This is a genomic window from Micromonospora sp. C51 (genome assembly GCF_018070435.1).
Classification (GTDB): Bacteria; Actinomycetota; Actinomycetes; order Mycobacteriales; family Micromonosporaceae; genus Micromonospora; species Micromonospora sediminimaris.
This window is the reverse complement of the sequence record NZ_JAGPXQ010000002.1, coordinates 448,648-462,842: the sequence shown is the minus strand read 5'-3', so window position 1 is coordinate 462,842 and position 14,195 is coordinate 448,648. Positions and strand designations below refer to the sequence as shown.

Genomic DNA, 14,195 nt, shown 5'->3' with positions numbered 1-14,195 from the left:
GGGACCGGGGCGACCGGGGCGGGCGCCGCGACCGGGGCGACCGGGGCGGGCGCCGCGACCGGGGCGCCGCCCAGCACGTGGGACACGTGGATTCCCTCAGCGCCCAGCGCCCAGACAGCGGCGTGCACGCGTGTCACGTCCGGGGCGGGCGCCCCGATGCTGCCGTTCATCACCCATGCACCCTGCCCGCCGTTGCGGGCGCCGTCCCACGTCCAGCCAAGCCCAGACTTGCGGAGGATCTTGGAACACTTGCGTCCCATGTTGCGGGTGGTGCCGGTCAGCATGGTTCCGCTGTCCGGCGCATGCGTGATCGACAGCGGGGCGACCGGGGCGGGCGGGGCGCTGACCGGGGCGGGCGCCGCAACCGTGACCGTGGCCACGTCGGCGACCGTTACCGGCGCCGCGACCGGGGCGACCGGGGCGCCCGTGGCGACCATGGCGGCGCTGAGCTGGGCGAACGTAGCGCCGTTCACCCGGTAGTCAGGGTCGGCGGCGGCGCCCATGTTGCACGCCTGCAGCGCGGTTTGCAGGTCTCCTGCCCGGTAGGCAGCCTGTGCCTGCAGCGCGTAACCGTCACCCGGTCGGACGTTCGCCCAGCTTCCCAGCGCCAGCGCCCCGCTGTCCGGGGCGGGCGCCGCGACCGGGGCGGCGCTGACCGGGGCGACCGGGGCGGGCGCCGCGACCGGGGCGACCGGGGCGGGCGCCGCGACCGGGGCGACAGCGGTCAACTTTGCGTTAGGCGTGATGCCCTTTGCGGTCAACTGCCAGACGCTGCCGTCGGACTGACGCGTCAGGGTGAACAGTTGCCGTCCGTCGCCGACCGGGGCGACAGCGGAAACGGTGTACAGGTCGCCCCGGATAGTGCGGGTGGCGTTGATCAGAGCGGACATGGCGGGAACCTCCGATGACTAGGGCCGAACGGTTCGGCCGTTGTTTGGTGCGGCGCTGACTTTTCCCTATGGGGGGGCGGCGCCGTCAATAGGGAGCCCGTCCATCGTTACCAATCCGTTATCAAACCCGCCTGGCTAACCCCGCTATGTCCGGTTCATCGCCCCTTACATTCCGGCTCCCAGCGCCCCGATATCCACAATGAATATCTATATTCCCAGCTCAGAGCATAGTTAGGTAACCCTTACTGAGTGACCTGGTCGCACGATGGGGCGCCCCGCTGGCGCCGCCCAGCCTCGCCCCGGTCGCCTCGCCCCGGTCGCCCAGCCTCGCCCCGGTCGCCCCGCCCCGGTCGCCCAGCCTCGCCCCGGTCGCCCCGCCCCGGTCGCCCAGCCTCGCCCCGGTCGCCCCGCCCCGGTCGCCCAGCCCCGCTGGGCGGCGCTGCCTTCCCTACACGCGCGTAGGGGTAGGGGTGGGACCCACCCGCCCCTACGCGCGGGGGGACCGGGAAGTTCTGGGCCTCGCGGTCTGCACATGTTCGAAAACTTCCAGGTCGTAGTTTTCGCGTCATTTTGCCCACCAACCAAGATCGTGTCATCGTGTGCGCACGGGTGATCTGTATCCACACGGCGGGTGAAGCCTCAGGTCAGCAATGGTCTGGGGCTTCGTCGTTCCTGGGGGGAGGTTGCCCGTGCGGATCAACCGCGACGCCTACCTGACGCGCGCACAGGCCGCGTTCGTAACCCGCGTGACCGCCGATGCAATCGGGAAATGGCACGCCCGAGGCTGGTTGAACGCCGACGGGGAGCGCCAGCGGCTGGCGGTGAAGCGCCTGGCCAACGGCAACGTCCTCTATCGGCTCGGCGACATCCTCGACGCGGAGCGGGACACAGCGATGAACCCGAACTCGCGGCGAGGCGCTAGCAAGCCCCCATCTCAGTATCGAGCGACACCGTGTACTCCGCGCGCGCACGCGCGAGAGGGGCGGGCGGCGCCGAGCGTCGATGAGGCTCTGCAAGAGAACTGCCCGGCCGCGGTGTCGTGACCCTCTCGCATACGGGGTAGCGCACGCCCATCGGGGGGAGTGCCTTGGTCCGCCCCCGCCTGCTCGACCTGTTTTGCGGTGAGGGCGGGGCCAGCATCGGCTACTACCGTGCGGGCTTCGAGGTGGTCGGCGTGGACATCAAGCGGCAACCGCGGTACCCGCTGGAGTTCCACCACGCTGACGCCCTGACGTTCCTCGCCGTGCACTGGAGTGAGTTCGACGCAATCGCGGCCAGCCCCACGTGCCAGACCCGTACGCGGGTGACCGCTTGGCGGGGTCGGCGTGAAGACCACCCGGACCTGCTGACGCCGACTCTGCGAGCCCTTGACCAGTTGCCGCTGCCCTACGTGGTGGAAAACGTGCCCGAGGCCGCGACCGACGGCAGCATGCGTCCGGACCTCCTGCTCTGCGGTACGCAGTTTGGGTTGCGGGTTCGCCGGCACCGCGTGTTCCAGGCCGGCAATTGGAGCGGCTTCGAGTTGCTGCCGCCGTGCCAGTGCCAGGGACGCGAGGACCTGGTCGCGTTCACGCACGTCGACGAGCTGAAGTTCGCCGACGCGATGGGCTGCGTCTGGATGTCGGCGCGCGGCGGCCGGCAGGCAATCCCACCCGCCTACACCGAGCACATCGGCCGGCAGTTGCTTGCCGCGGTCCGACACGGCTGACCGACCAGGGCCGCGACGCGGAGTACGTAGCGGGCCAGCGGACGGCAGCCGCTGTTACCCTCGCGCGATGATCGACCGGCGCGAGTCCCGGGGAGCGGCCACGAGCCGGCGCACGCTGCGTCTCGCGCTCCGTCGACTGCGCGAGGAGCGGGGCCTGTCGATCGATGACGTACGGCACCGCATGAAGTGGTCGACGTCGAAGGCGATCCGCATCGAGAGTGGCGCCGTTGGCATCAAGCCGAGTGACCTGCGTCTGCTGCTGGACCTGTACGAGGTCGACGACGCAGCGGTCCGGCAGCAGTTGCTTGACCTCGCGGGCAGTGGCCGTCGCCGTACCTGGGTCAGCGCGTTTCGCGACAGCGCGCCTCCTGTGGTGATGGCCTACCTGGCTCGCGAGGCCGAGTCGCGGCAGGTCGCCCAGTTCGATCCGAGCGTTGTGCCGGAACTGCTTCAGTGTCGTCGGTATGCCGAGCTGGCGGCTCGGTCTCCGGCACCCCGCATCGATCCTCAGCATCGGGCTGAGATGACGATGTGCCGGCAGCGTGAGTTGGGCAGACATGGCGGGCCGACTCAGCTCCTTGTCGTCTACGAGTCCTCTTTGCGCCGTATCGGCGATGTAGCCCTCTACGCGGATCAGGTCGTGCACCTGCGGCAGCTTGCGCGCCATCCCAACATTCAGGTCGTAGTCGTACCGACATTCGCCGAGGTGTTCCCACCCACCGTGGGTCCGGTCACCGTGGCGGTCGCCGACGATTGCCTTGTGGCTCACTGGGGTTGGCAGGCTCAGCTGGGTGGTCGCGTGATCGAGGATCCCGAAGCGGCGGCGCATCTACTTGCGGGCATCGAGGACGTGGCAGCACGTGGCGTGGGCGTTGAGTCGATCAGCCTCACTGCCGGGAAGCAGGGCGTTTCGTAGCTTCCCGCCGCGCTAGCGGCACCGGGCTCGGCGGGAGGTGCCGATGCCTGGGAAGTGGTCGGACAGTACCCGTAGGCGGCAGCTCCCACCGAACTGGCAGCAGTTGCGCCGCGAGATCCGAGAACGCGCAGCCGGCCGGTGCGAGTGGATCGACGACGACGGCCGCCGGTGCTCGCTGCCTGGTCGCGAGTGCGACCACATCACTCCTGGTCCGGATCACTCTCTCGCGAACTTGCAGTGGCTGTGCCCTGGGCATCACGCCACGAAGAGCAGCCGGGAGGGCAACGCCGCGCGAGCGCGCGTGCGCAGGCCCCCGGAGAAGCACCCGGGTCTGCTGTAGCGCTGATTCCCAGCCTGCCGTGCCCCTTGCGTCCGCGCTCGATGGTTCGGGAGGGCGGCGAAGCATGTCGACCAACCCTCGCCCGGCGCGTCTGCTCACGCAGAACAAGGATCTCCGGCGGATCGGCGTGTGGAACTGGACGTTGCCCGCGTGGGCGGGCCGGCTCGCCGACGGCCGCACGTACAACACCTGCCCGTCGGCCGGTGTGTGCGCGCAGGTTTGCTACGCCCGAAACGGCACCTACCGCTTCCGTAACGTCTTGGCCCGGCACGAGGCGAACCTTGCCTACGTCCTTGACGACTTGCCTGGCTGGTACGCGCAGATGCTCGACGAGACCGGCCACAGGCGTCACGTTGACGGGTGGGTGCGCATCCACGACGCCGGCGACTTTTTCTCCGACGACTACCTGCGTGCGTGGCTGGACATCGCCCGCGCGCGGCCCCAGGTGACGTTCTACGCCTACACGAAAGAAGTGGAGCGGTTCCGCCGCCTGGTGGAGCCCGACCCGCCGACCAACTTCCGGTGGGTCTACAGCTTCGGCGGTCGACAGGACGCGCTGCTCGATCCGACGCGTGACCGGGTCGCTGACGTCTTCCCCGACGGCGAGCAGCTCGCCGCCGCCGGGTACGCCGACCAGTCGGATTCCGATCTTCTCGCCGTTGTGGGTCCGCCGCTGGTGGGGATCCCGGCGAACAACATCCCCGCGTTCCGGCGCCGGCAGGCTGGGCGGTCCTTCGCGCAGTGGCAGGCCGAGCAGGACGCACAGCGGGCTGCGCGCCGTGCGCGTGGCCGGTCCCAGGAGGTAGGCCGTTGACCACGGTCGTTGCCGCCGCGGTGGCGGGCACGGTGTACATGGCGGCGGACAGCTGCACCAACGTGTACGAGCGGCCCGTCATTGATGGCATTCGCAAGCTGCTCCGGCTGCCGGCCGGGAACGACCAGGTGCTCCTGGGTGTGTGCGGCCTCGGTGGCCTGCCGGGGTGTATCGCTGCCGACTTGAAGCTTGACGCGGTGCCGAAGCCCGGCGAGGACGCCGACGCCTGGGCGCATGCGGTGGCCCGAGCTGTCACTGACATCGCTGTGGAAGCCGGCCTGGTCGACAACGGGAAGATGGACGGCAGTGTGCTGCTGGGCTGGGGTGGTCGGCTCTGGTCGCTGAGCCACTCGACCGCATGCGCGCACCCGGACGGTCGGGCCGCGCTCGGCTCCGGCGAGGGCCCGGCGATGGGTGCCTTGGACGTGTTGCTTGACGACGGCGTCTCGCCGTTGACGGCGGTGCGGCGGGCGGCCGAGATGGGTTGCCGGCGTGACCGGTACTCCGAGCCTCCGATCTATGTCGAGGTGCTGTCGGACGGCGAGCCGTGACCGGCCAGCCAGTGTCGGACGGGAAGCGGTACAGCCCGTTCGCGCCTGACGAAGTGCACGCTGACATGCGCCTGGATGCGGTCGTGACGTTGCGCAACATGGCGCGTAACCCGAACGTGGTGGCCGCGCACCGCGACTGTGCGACGTGCGATGAGCTGACCCGCGGTGTAGCCCCGCAGACCTCACGGCGGGCGAAAGTCGTGGTTTCGATTCCGCAGCTGGCCACCGCGTTGCAGTTGCCCCCGGGTGTGCGGCTGGCGCGGATGTTCGTGACCGATGACCCGCAGGCGCTGCATGTGGTGATCGAGGGCGCGGACCTGGACGAGGTTCCGCTGACCGTCGAGACGCCGATCGCCCGGCTCTGACCTTTCGCACATCACTCTTCTCGCCGCTCCCGCCATGGGGGCGCGCTGCTTCCCGACACGGGAGTTGATCAGCATGGCCAAGCCTGGGCCGACCCCGAAGGCGAACAAGCACGGACGCTCCACGTCCGGTGACTGGACCGAGGTTGTCAACGAGCCCTACACAGGGCCTGCGCTGGACCTGCCGAAGCCGAGGCGTGGCGGCCCGAAGTGGTTGCCCGAGGTGGAGGCGTGGTGGGAGCAGGTGCGCAGGATGCCGCACTGCGTCCTGTGGGAGCCCAGCGACTGGGTGTTCGCGGTCGAAACCGCGTACATGAAGAACGACTGGTGGATGGAGTACCACGGCGGCGTCGTGCACTCGACGAAGTCGACGGAGATTCGCCGCCGCGAGGATCAGATGGGCACGACGCGTGAGGCGCGTCGGAAGCTGATGATCCGGTACGTGGATCCGCCGACCGACGAGGTGGACGAGGCGGTCCCGGAGGCGGCGGCAGCGTCAGGCGGAAACGTGGTTCCGCTCGACTCGCGGCGCGCGCGCGTAGCGGCGGGCTGACCCGTGCCGCGCACTCTGGTGCGCGCCCCCGGCACCACCCGCGTCCGCTCGTTGGGATGGCTGGCGAACGCCTGGATGGAGCACTTCTGCCGGCACGGCAGGGGTGGTGTGCAAGGTCAGCCCGTAGTCCACGGCGACGAAATGATGGGTTTCGTTGTCGATTGCTACGCGCTGACTGCTCAGGGGCGTATGCCCTACGATTCCGTGTTCTACTCACGTCCCAAGGGCTGTGATAAATCGGGCATTGCGGCACGTTTTGCCCTGTTCGAAGCGCTCGGCCCTTGCCGGTTTGCCGGGTTCGCCAAGGGCGGCGAGGTCTACCGCGATCCCTGGGGCCTCGGGTTCGTGTACCGGTACGAACCGGGCGAACCGATGGGCAAGCCGGTCAAGGACCCGATGGTCCGGATCATGGCCACGGAAGAAGGACAGACCGGGAACGTCTTTGACTCGGTCTATTTCAACCTGACCAACGACGAGTGCCTGCTCTCCCACATCCCGGGGATGGATGCCGGTCTCACGCGCGTCTACCTGCCGCAAGGTGGCGAAATTCGCCCGTCAACCGCGTCGTCGGCCTCCAAGGACGGCGGGTTGGAGACAATGGTGATCTTCGATGAGTCGCATTTGTACAAAACGCCCGAGTTGAGGTCTATGTACGAGACGACGAGCCGGAACCTGATCAAGCGCAAGGCCGAGGGCACCTGGTACTTGGAGACCACCACCATGTTCGCCCCCGGCGAGAACAGCGTCGCCGAAGGCACCTACCAGCTCGCCGAAGCCATCAAGGCCGGCCGCACACGACGCTCCCGCCTGCTCTACGACCACCGCTACGGCGAGTGCAAGGACCTCACCAAGACCGACCAGCTCCGCAAGGCGATCGAGGAAGCGTTCGGCGAGGCCATCGCCTGGCAGGACATCGACGCCATCATCGACGAGTTCTACGACCCCCGGAAGAAGGAAGCCGACTCCCGCCGGTACTTCCTCAACGCCGAAACGAGCGCTTCGGACGCCTGGATCAAGGCCCACGAGTGGGCCGCGTGCGCACGGCCGGAGAAGCGCCTCGTCGACGGCGACCAGGTCACCCTCGGACTCGACGGCGCCCTGCGCTGGGACTCGGTCGCCCTCGTCGCCTGCCGCGTGTCCGACGGGCATCTTGAGCTGCTCGGCTGCTGGCAGAAGCCGGAAGACGACCTCAGCGACGACTGGCGCGTCGACACCACCGCCGTCGACGCTGCCGTCGCCGCCGCGATGGAACGCTTCGAGGTCGCCGCGTTCTACGCCGACCCGCCGTACATCCAAGAGCTGGTGGACAAGTGGACCCGCGAATGGGGCGAGTTCATGCGGGTCAAGGCAAGCCAGGGCAAGCCCCTGGAATGGTGGACGAACCGCCCGAGAGCGATGGTCGCGGCGCTGGAGCGCTTCTACGAAGCCGTCCGCGCGGAGGCACTGTCCTACACACCCGAGCACGACCTGGTGGGTGAGGAGAAGGAACGCGCGGTCACGTTGCGCACCCACATCCTCAACGCTCGCCGCCGCTCGACCGGACGCGTCGGAGAGACCATCCACAAGCCTTACCCGAAGAGCCCACGCAAGATCGATGGCGCGGTCGCGGCCACGCTCGCTTTCGAAGCCCGCGGCGATTGTGTCGCCGGTGGCGTCCAGCCCCGCGCCGACGAAGGCTTCGTGCCGGTCCGCGTGCGCTGAGGGTTGCGGGGTCTCCCGTGACAGCGGGAGACCCCGCCCCGCTCGCCTGAACCCTTGCGGACCGAGCGGGAAGCGACCGGCGCCGACAGATGTGCGCTGGCGGGACCGAACCGCACGTGACCGTACCAAGCCTTCGACCCAGCCGAGAGGAGGGTGTCGGTGGCGATCGACGTCAGTCAGCGGCGCTCCCCGGGCTGGTGGATGCAGCGGCTGATGAACCAGCTCGCCGACCGCAGGCGCCGAAACCGGCTCAGGCTGCTCTACGACTTCGGTCGCGGTGAGGCCCCCCTACCCGACGGGCTGGAGGCCGCCCGCGAGTCGTTCAGGATCTTCCTCAAGCAGTCCCGCTCCAACTTCGCCGGCCTGATCGTCGGCGCGGTCACCGAGCGCATGACCCCCACCGGCTTCCGGACCGCCGTCGACGCCGACGAAACCGGTGACGCCGAGGCGGCTGCCCTGTGGCGACGCGCGGGCATGGACGTTCGCTCGTCGGACGTGCACAAGCTGATGCTCACGATGGGGGAGGCGTACGTCGTCGTCGGTGACATCGACGAGGAGACCGGCGCCCCGATCATCACCGCCGAGGACCCGCAGAGCATGGTCGGTGAGCCCGACCCCACCATCCCGTGGCGGCTGCAGGCCGCGCTGAAGGTGCTGCACGACGACGTCGACGGCGTCGACCGGGCCTACCTGTACATGCCGGGGCGGGTGTTCGTGGCCAAGCGCCGCAACGAGCACAACGCCGGCGCCCTGCTGATGGCCTTCGACCCGCGCACATGGGAATGGGACACCGAACGCGGGGGACCGGATGGGCAGGTGTTGCCGCACAGCCGCATGCCGGTGGTGCGGTTCACCAACGAGGACGAGATGGGCGAGTTCGAGCCCCACCTCGATCTGCTCTCGCGGATCAACAACGTGATCTTGCACCGGATGACGATCAGCACCCTCCAGGCATATCGACAGAGGGCGATTCGGGGTGTTCCTACCGTTTACCCCAAGGATCATCCGAAAGCCGGACAGCAGATCGACTACAGCCAGGTGTTCAGCATGGACCCGGCCGCGCTGTGGCTGCTGCCGGCCAGCGCGGAAATCTGGGAATCCGGGCAGGTCAACCTTGACGGCATCCTCAACGAGGCCAAGGACGACATTCAGCAGCTCGCGGCCGTCTCCCGTACCCCGATGCACACCTTCATGCCTTCCGGAGCCAACCAGTCGGCTGAAGGCGCGATGCTGCAGCGCGAGGGCCTGGTCTTCAAGGTCGAAGACCGCATCACCCGCACCAGCCACCCCTGGGCCTGGGTCATGTCCCTGGCGTTTCAGCAGCTGCGGCAGGTGGACCGCGCCGACCTCGCCAAGCTTCAGGTGCTGTGGCGATCGCCGCAGCGACTCTCCCTCTCTGAGCGAGCCGACGCGGCCAGCAAAGGCCAGGACATCCCCTGGCGGACCCGAATGGCCGACATCTGGGGCTACTCACCCGGCGACATCGACCGCATGGCCAGCGAACGCGCCGACGAGATGCTGTTCGAGGCGCAGCTCGCCGCGCAGATCGCCGCCCTGCAGGGCAGCGAGCTGGCTCCGCAGGGACCCCCTGGGCTCCAAGCGCGGCGCCAGCAGCCGACGCCGGCCGCCGCGGTGACCATGCCGCAGGTGCCGACGCCGGCTGACCCGCTCGCCACGCCGCTTCAGGGACTGCCCACCGTCGCGTCGTAACGCGACGACCGGCACAGCCGATCTACTCGCCCCGCTGACCCGGGTCCGCGAAGACGGCCTCCAACCGTTCGACGCACGCAAGCAGGTCGCGGGCGGTGAAGCCACGCGCAAGCAACTGGACCAGGGCACACTCGCCGTCCTCCGAATCGGGGGCTCGAAGGAAGGCGACCAACAGGGACTGACTGGTGGGCTGCACATCGCTCATACCAGTAAGAGCCCGAAAACGGCCCGAGCGTGAACTCCGCCGGCGAACTTTTTTGGGGGTGAGCCGGTGCCCACCGCAGACGGGCAGCTCACAGCCGCTGAACTCGCGCAGATCTACGCCCTGGTGCAGACGCAGGCGGCAATCCGCCAGCAGCTCACCGACCTTGCGATCAACGGGGTGCTCGCCGCGTTCCGCGCGCTGCGCAACTGGTACGACCACCTGGAGGTCGTCGTCGCGGCGCTGGACGCGCTGCGCATCATCCAGCCAGCACAGCGACGCATGGCCGAGGTCACCGACGCGTACCTCGCCCGGGTGCTCACCACGATGACCGGTCGCCCCCACCGGCCCATCGGAGCCGTCGACGTCACCAGGCTGCGTCGCCAGCTCACCGAGGATCTGCTCGACCTGCTCGACGACGTCGACGACGAAGAGGTCATCCCCGACGGCGACCTGGACGTCGACCGCCTGTTCCGTGAACCGGGCGAAGGCATGCAACCACGACCGGAAGGCCGGTCGACCAGCGGCGACGGGCCGGCCATCCGCGTCCGCGACGAGCTGCGGCAGACACGACCCGCCGACATGGTGCAGGTCTACTCGCGCATCGCTGCCACCTACCGGTTCGAGGTCGCCAACGGCGCCACCCTCGCCAAGGCCCGCGATCTGGCGCTGGAACGGGCGAGGGTGCTCGCCGACACCGACATCGCCCTCGCCAGTCGCGAGCAGGAGTACGAGGTGCTCCGCGTCGTCGACGACCAGCAGATCACCGGCTGGCGGCGAGTGCTACGACCGGAACTGTCCGCCAGCCGCACCTCCTGCGGCCTGTGCATCGTCGCCGCCGACAGGGTGTACCGCCGTCGCGACCTCAAACCGATCCACGCGAACTGCAACTGCGAGGTCCTGCCGATCCGAGGCATCGCTGACCCTGGACTGCAACTCAACCGCGAAGACCTGGACCGCCTGTACACGGCAGCCGGCAGCACCGGCGGCGGACGGCGACAGCGCGGCGCCCTGAAGTACGTGCGCGCCGTCATCACCGAAGACGGCGAACTCGGTCCGATCCTCGCTGAAGCCCCGGAAAGCCTGCGCACCGGCAAACGGCGCCGCAGCGCACGTCAGGCCGTGCAGCAGTCACGGACCGGACGAATCCTCACCCCCGAAGAACGGCTGCCCGGCCTCCTACGCGACGCCGACGAGGCGCGCCGCCGGTTCGAGGCCGGCGAAACACGTCTCGCCGCCGCCATCGACTACCTCGACCGCGTCATCGACGAGGTACGCGAGGAGATGGCCGCCGCGGCGTAGCAGACCCCGCCGAGATGGCGGATGCCCGACGCCCGGGGACCAGGGCGAATCCCGCGATGGGAGAACGGCGTGATGCCGAAGGAACGGATCTACGACCAGGTCGGCATGTACGACCTGCAGGTGGCATGGGAACCGGGCGGCCACGTCCAGGTGGGCGTCGAGTCACACGACGGACGCAGTCTCGCCTTCCACCTGACCGGCGAGAACCAGACCCCGGCCGACTTCAAGGGTGTGTGGGGCACGTTCGACCGCGAGGGCATCAACCGCGCGATCCGCGTCCTGCGTCGTGCCCGCGACTCGGCTTTCGGCCGCGACGAGTAAGACGCCACCTCCAAAGACCAGGGCCAGCCGGGCGTGAGGGGATGCGCGCCCGGCTGGCCCTGTCCACATCCCCGCGCATCCCCCAGCTTGGAGCCCACACATGCGCATTCAGGTCCTGCACCTTCCCGACGAGACCGTCGACGGGGAGGAGATCGCTCGCTTCGCGCTGGTTCTCGACGAGTACGCACCCGACCCTGACGGTGCCACCCGCGACGACACCGACGTGGCACAGACGTTCCGCAACTTCGCGCACATGGTCGGCGCGAAGGACGGACTCGTCGTCGACCGCCGCGTCGAGGTCGTCGAGAACACCGCCACCCAGAAGACGGTCCACGACATCGTGCTGATGCTCGACGACCTGATCACCAAGCGGCTCGACCAGCACGTGGCCGCCCGCCCCACGTTCCATTTCCAGCAGGGCGGCGAAACCACCAGCGACCGGGTGCGGTTGCTGACGGAGCGGACGCGGTAAGCGTGTTCGCCTACTCAATCAACCATCGGGACCGCGACGGCACGCGGTACCCGCTCGCACACAGGGGGCTCTGGCTCAACGGCTTGCCGCGGCTGATGCTCGTCTGCCGGCTGGTCGGTCACCGTCCTGTCGTCGACGGCACCGCGGCGCTGTCGGTCCACGACACCCCAGTCCGGTGGGTGGTCTGCGACCGGTGCGGCGTGCGCCCCGACCCGCAGGGCAGCCTCGACGCGCAGCAGTGGAATGTCGGCGACCGCTACACCGGCCCGTGGGGTGTGCCGCCGCCGGTGGATCCCGACGCGGCGTTCGCGTTCTACAAGTCCGGCCCGCAGCTGCCCGGCCCTTTCACAGCCCAACCGACCGGCACGCTCGGCGGCGAACTCGTGGTCCTCGCGCGGGCTCCGCGCGGACTCGGGTTCACGCTGAAGGTCGGCAACGGCGGCTCCGAGCAAACACTCGCCGCGAGTCTGCACCTGTGGTGGGCGTCGCTCTACTTGCACACCGAGCGGTTCGGCACCTGGCTGCAACGCCGCCTCAACCCGGTCGGCTACGAGTCGCGGGTCATCGAGCTGGAAGCCCACAGCGGGCACCTGTGGTGGCGGCTGTGGACCCTGCGTGACGGATGGTCGAGCAGGTCCGGTACGGAGCCGCGGTGGCGGCACGGAAGTCTGCAGATCGACCCTCGCACCTTGCTGCTCGGGGAGAAGCGTTACAGCTACGCCAACCAGGGCGCGGCCGTCACTGCGACCCTGCGCATGCCTCACGGCGACGAACACCCGGTGCACCTGCAACTGCAGCGCCGAACCTTCGGGCGCAAACGCGGACGCAAGCGCCTGTCTTGGTCGGTGGACTGGGAGGCCCCACGCGGCGTCCCCACCCGCCGCCACGACGGTCGCCGGATCTACGGGTCTGGGGTGAGCGTGTCTGAGGAGGCGGTGCGCACGGGCGGCTGGCCGGCCGAAGCAGTCGCCAACCTGGCCGTCACCGTGACTCGCCACCGCTACCGCAACGACTGGACCGTCGAGGCCGAGGTGGCCGCGTGAACACTCCGCAGCCTGCCGAGGTGCCGACCGTGATGGAAGACGTCGTCATCGGCTGGGTACGCCCGGACCTGGTGCACGGCGACTTCATGGACTGCGTGCTGCGCACCATCGCCACCGACCGTGAGGATGCCTGCCGGCTGGCGGGCTGGACCCAGGTGCGCAGCGGAGCCAACGTCGCCGCCGCCCGCAATCGGCTCGTGAATTGGTTCCTGGACACCCACGCGGACTGGCTGCTGATGGTCGACACCGACATGGTGTGGACACCAGAAGACGTCACCACCCTGCTCGCGCACGCGCACCCCGACGCCGCGCCCATCGTCGGTGGGCTGTGCTTCGCCAAAGAGTTCGACAGCGGGGCCGTGTGGCCGACCCTGTTCGAAGCCGAGGACGCCGGCGGCTTCCCGCGACTGTTCCGGTTCCACTCGTGGCCACCCAACGCGCTGTACCAAGTCGACGGCACGGGTGCGGCGTTCCTGCTGGTGCATCGCACAGTGTTCGAGACCGTCGCTGCGCGCGGCTTCTCGGTCGCATACCCGTGGTTTCAGGAGACCGAAAACCCGGCCGGCCGCGTCAGCGAGGATCTGACGTTCTGCCTTCGCGCCCGCGCGTGCGGCTATCCCGTTCACGTGCACACGGGTGTGCAGGTCGGCCACATCAAAACCCACGTGGTCACCGCCGGCACCTACCTGTCGCAACGCCTCGGCGTCGACGCGTCGGAGGGAGAGCAGCGGTGAACGACCCCTTCCACGGGCCTTGGCCGCACCCCGGTCCCGAATCGCGGTGGACCCGGCCCAGCGACTTCTGCCCCCACCCGCAGTGGTGGACCGCATCCGACGCCTACTCGACCGAGGTTGAGGTCACCGAGTTGGTGGCCGCGTTCGTGCGGGCCCTGCAGCCCGAGTACGTCGTCGAGACGGGCACCTGCTGGGGGCAGACCGCCGAGGCGGTCGGCCGCGCGTTGGCCACCAACGGACACGGCCACCTCGACTCGCTGGAGATCGACCCTGTCAAGGTCGCGCACTCCCGCACCCGTTGCGACGGGCTGCCCGTGACCGTTGTGGCCCGCCCTTCGCTGGAGTTCACCCCGGCCGCGCCGATCGGGTTCGCCTGGTTCGACTCGCTGCTGGAGCTTCGCGTGCCGGAGTTCGAGCGGTACCGGCCCTGGCTTGCCGCCGGCGCCATCGTCGGCTTCCACGACACCGCTCCTCACATGGGTTACGGCCACCAGGTCGACGGCATCGCCGGTGTCCGACCGATCCGGCTGCGCACACCGCGGGGCGTCACGTTCTGCGAAGTGCTCTAACCGCATC

General features: G+C 69.1%; 17 protein-coding genes. 15 read left to right on the top strand and 2 right to left on the bottom strand.

The window, feature by feature from the left end; all coding sequences use genetic code 11:
• The coding region (locus KBX50_RS05325) for a hypothetical protein (RefSeq protein ID WP_210935081.1) at window positions 1–890 on the bottom strand (890 nt) is incomplete at its 3' end.
• A 689-nt stretch (window positions 891–1,579) separates the two neighbouring features.
• Between KBX50_RS05325 and KBX50_RS05320 the strand changes: the two genes are divergently transcribed.
• The 9 genes from KBX50_RS05320 (at window position 1,580) to KBX50_RS05280 (ending at window position 9,545) form a co-directional block, all read left to right on the top strand.
• Window positions 1,580–1,933: a hypothetical protein gene (locus KBX50_RS05320; RefSeq protein WP_210935079.1), complete on the top strand. Its 354-nt coding sequence runs from the start codon at window positions 1,580–1,582 to the stop codon at window positions 1,931–1,933.
• A 44-nt stretch (window positions 1,934–1,977) separates the two neighbouring features.
• A complete protein-coding gene (locus KBX50_RS05315) occupies window positions 1,978–2,598 on the top strand; it encodes a DNA cytosine methyltransferase (RefSeq protein WP_247673089.1) in 621 nt (206 codons plus the stop codon).
• A 67-nt stretch (window positions 2,599–2,665) separates the two neighbouring features.
• Window positions 2,666–3,514, top strand: coding sequence for a Scr1 family TA system antitoxin-like transcriptional regulator (locus tag KBX50_RS05310; protein WP_210935076.1), 849 nt, complete (start codon window positions 2,666–2,668; stop codon window positions 3,512–3,514).
• 404 nt (window positions 3,515–3,918) lie between these two features.
• On the top strand, window positions 3,919–4,668 hold the full coding sequence (locus tag KBX50_RS05305) for a hypothetical protein (RefSeq protein ID WP_210935074.1): 750 nt from the start codon (window positions 3,919–3,921) through the stop codon (window positions 4,666–4,668).
• Window positions 4,665–5,219 carry a hypothetical protein gene (locus KBX50_RS05300; protein ID WP_210935071.1) on the top strand — a complete coding sequence of 185 codons (555 nt, stop codon included), beginning with the start codon at window positions 4,665–4,667 and terminating at the stop codon, window positions 5,217–5,219. The genes KBX50_RS05305 and KBX50_RS05300 overlap by 4 nt, the downstream gene beginning before the upstream one ends.
• A gap of 83 nt (window positions 5,220–5,302) precedes the next feature.
• Complete coding sequence (locus tag KBX50_RS05295; protein WP_210935069.1) at window positions 5,303–5,584, top strand: hypothetical protein; 282 nt, start codon at window positions 5,303–5,305, stop codon at window positions 5,582–5,584.
• Between the two features lie 73 nt (window positions 5,585–5,657).
• Window positions 5,658–6,134 (top strand): hypothetical protein, encoded by a 477-nt coding sequence (locus KBX50_RS05290; RefSeq protein WP_210935067.1) that lies wholly within the window; start codon window positions 5,658–5,660, stop codon window positions 6,132–6,134.
• 3 nt (window positions 6,135–6,137) lie between these two features.
• Window positions 6,138–7,835, top strand: a complete 1,698-nt coding sequence (locus tag KBX50_RS05285) for a terminase large subunit domain-containing protein (RefSeq protein ID WP_307870848.1) — start codon at window positions 6,138–6,140, stop codon at window positions 7,833–7,835.
• A gap of 159 nt (window positions 7,836–7,994) precedes the next feature.
• Window positions 7,995–9,545 (top strand): phage portal protein, encoded by a 1,551-nt coding sequence (locus KBX50_RS05280; protein WP_210935065.1) that lies wholly within the window; start codon window positions 7,995–7,997, stop codon window positions 9,543–9,545.
• A 22-nt stretch (window positions 9,546–9,567) separates the two neighbouring features.
• On the opposite strand, the gene KBX50_RS05275 is transcribed toward KBX50_RS05280, so the two are convergent.
• Complete coding sequence (locus KBX50_RS05275; RefSeq protein WP_210935063.1) at window positions 9,568–9,750, bottom strand: hypothetical protein; 183 nt, start codon at window positions 9,748–9,750, stop codon at window positions 9,568–9,570.
• Between the two features lie 66 nt (window positions 9,751–9,816).
• On the opposite strand from KBX50_RS05275, the gene KBX50_RS05270 reads away from it, so the two are divergent.
• From KBX50_RS05270 to KBX50_RS05245, 6 genes are all read left to right on the top strand, one after another.
• Entirely contained in the window at window positions 9,817–11,049 is a 1,233-nt protein-coding gene (locus tag KBX50_RS05270; protein ID WP_210935061.1) for a hypothetical protein, read from the top strand.
• A gap of 72 nt (window positions 11,050–11,121) precedes the next feature.
• Entirely contained in the window at window positions 11,122–11,370 is a 249-nt protein-coding gene (locus KBX50_RS05265; RefSeq protein ID WP_210935058.1) for a hypothetical protein, read from the top strand.
• A 100-nt stretch (window positions 11,371–11,470) separates the two neighbouring features.
• A complete protein-coding gene (locus KBX50_RS05260; RefSeq protein ID WP_210935056.1) occupies window positions 11,471–11,842 on the top strand; it encodes a hypothetical protein in 372 nt (123 codons plus the stop codon).
• A gap of 83 nt (window positions 11,843–11,925) precedes the next feature.
• The gene (locus KBX50_RS05255) at window positions 11,926–12,885 is read left to right on the top strand and encodes a hypothetical protein (RefSeq protein ID WP_210935054.1); all 960 of its coding nucleotides are present in this window, start codon (window positions 11,926–11,928) and stop codon (window positions 12,883–12,885) included.
• Window positions 12,882–13,619 (top strand): hypothetical protein, encoded by a 738-nt coding sequence (locus KBX50_RS05250; protein ID WP_210935052.1) that lies wholly within the window; start codon window positions 12,882–12,884, stop codon window positions 13,617–13,619. Before KBX50_RS05255 ends, KBX50_RS05250 begins: the two co-directional genes overlap by 4 nt.
• Window positions 13,616–14,188, top strand: coding sequence for a class I SAM-dependent methyltransferase (locus KBX50_RS05245; RefSeq protein ID WP_210935050.1), 573 nt, complete (start codon window positions 13,616–13,618; stop codon window positions 14,186–14,188). The genes KBX50_RS05250 and KBX50_RS05245 overlap by 4 nt, the downstream gene beginning before the upstream one ends.
• Window positions 14,189–14,195 lie beyond the last annotated feature (7 nt).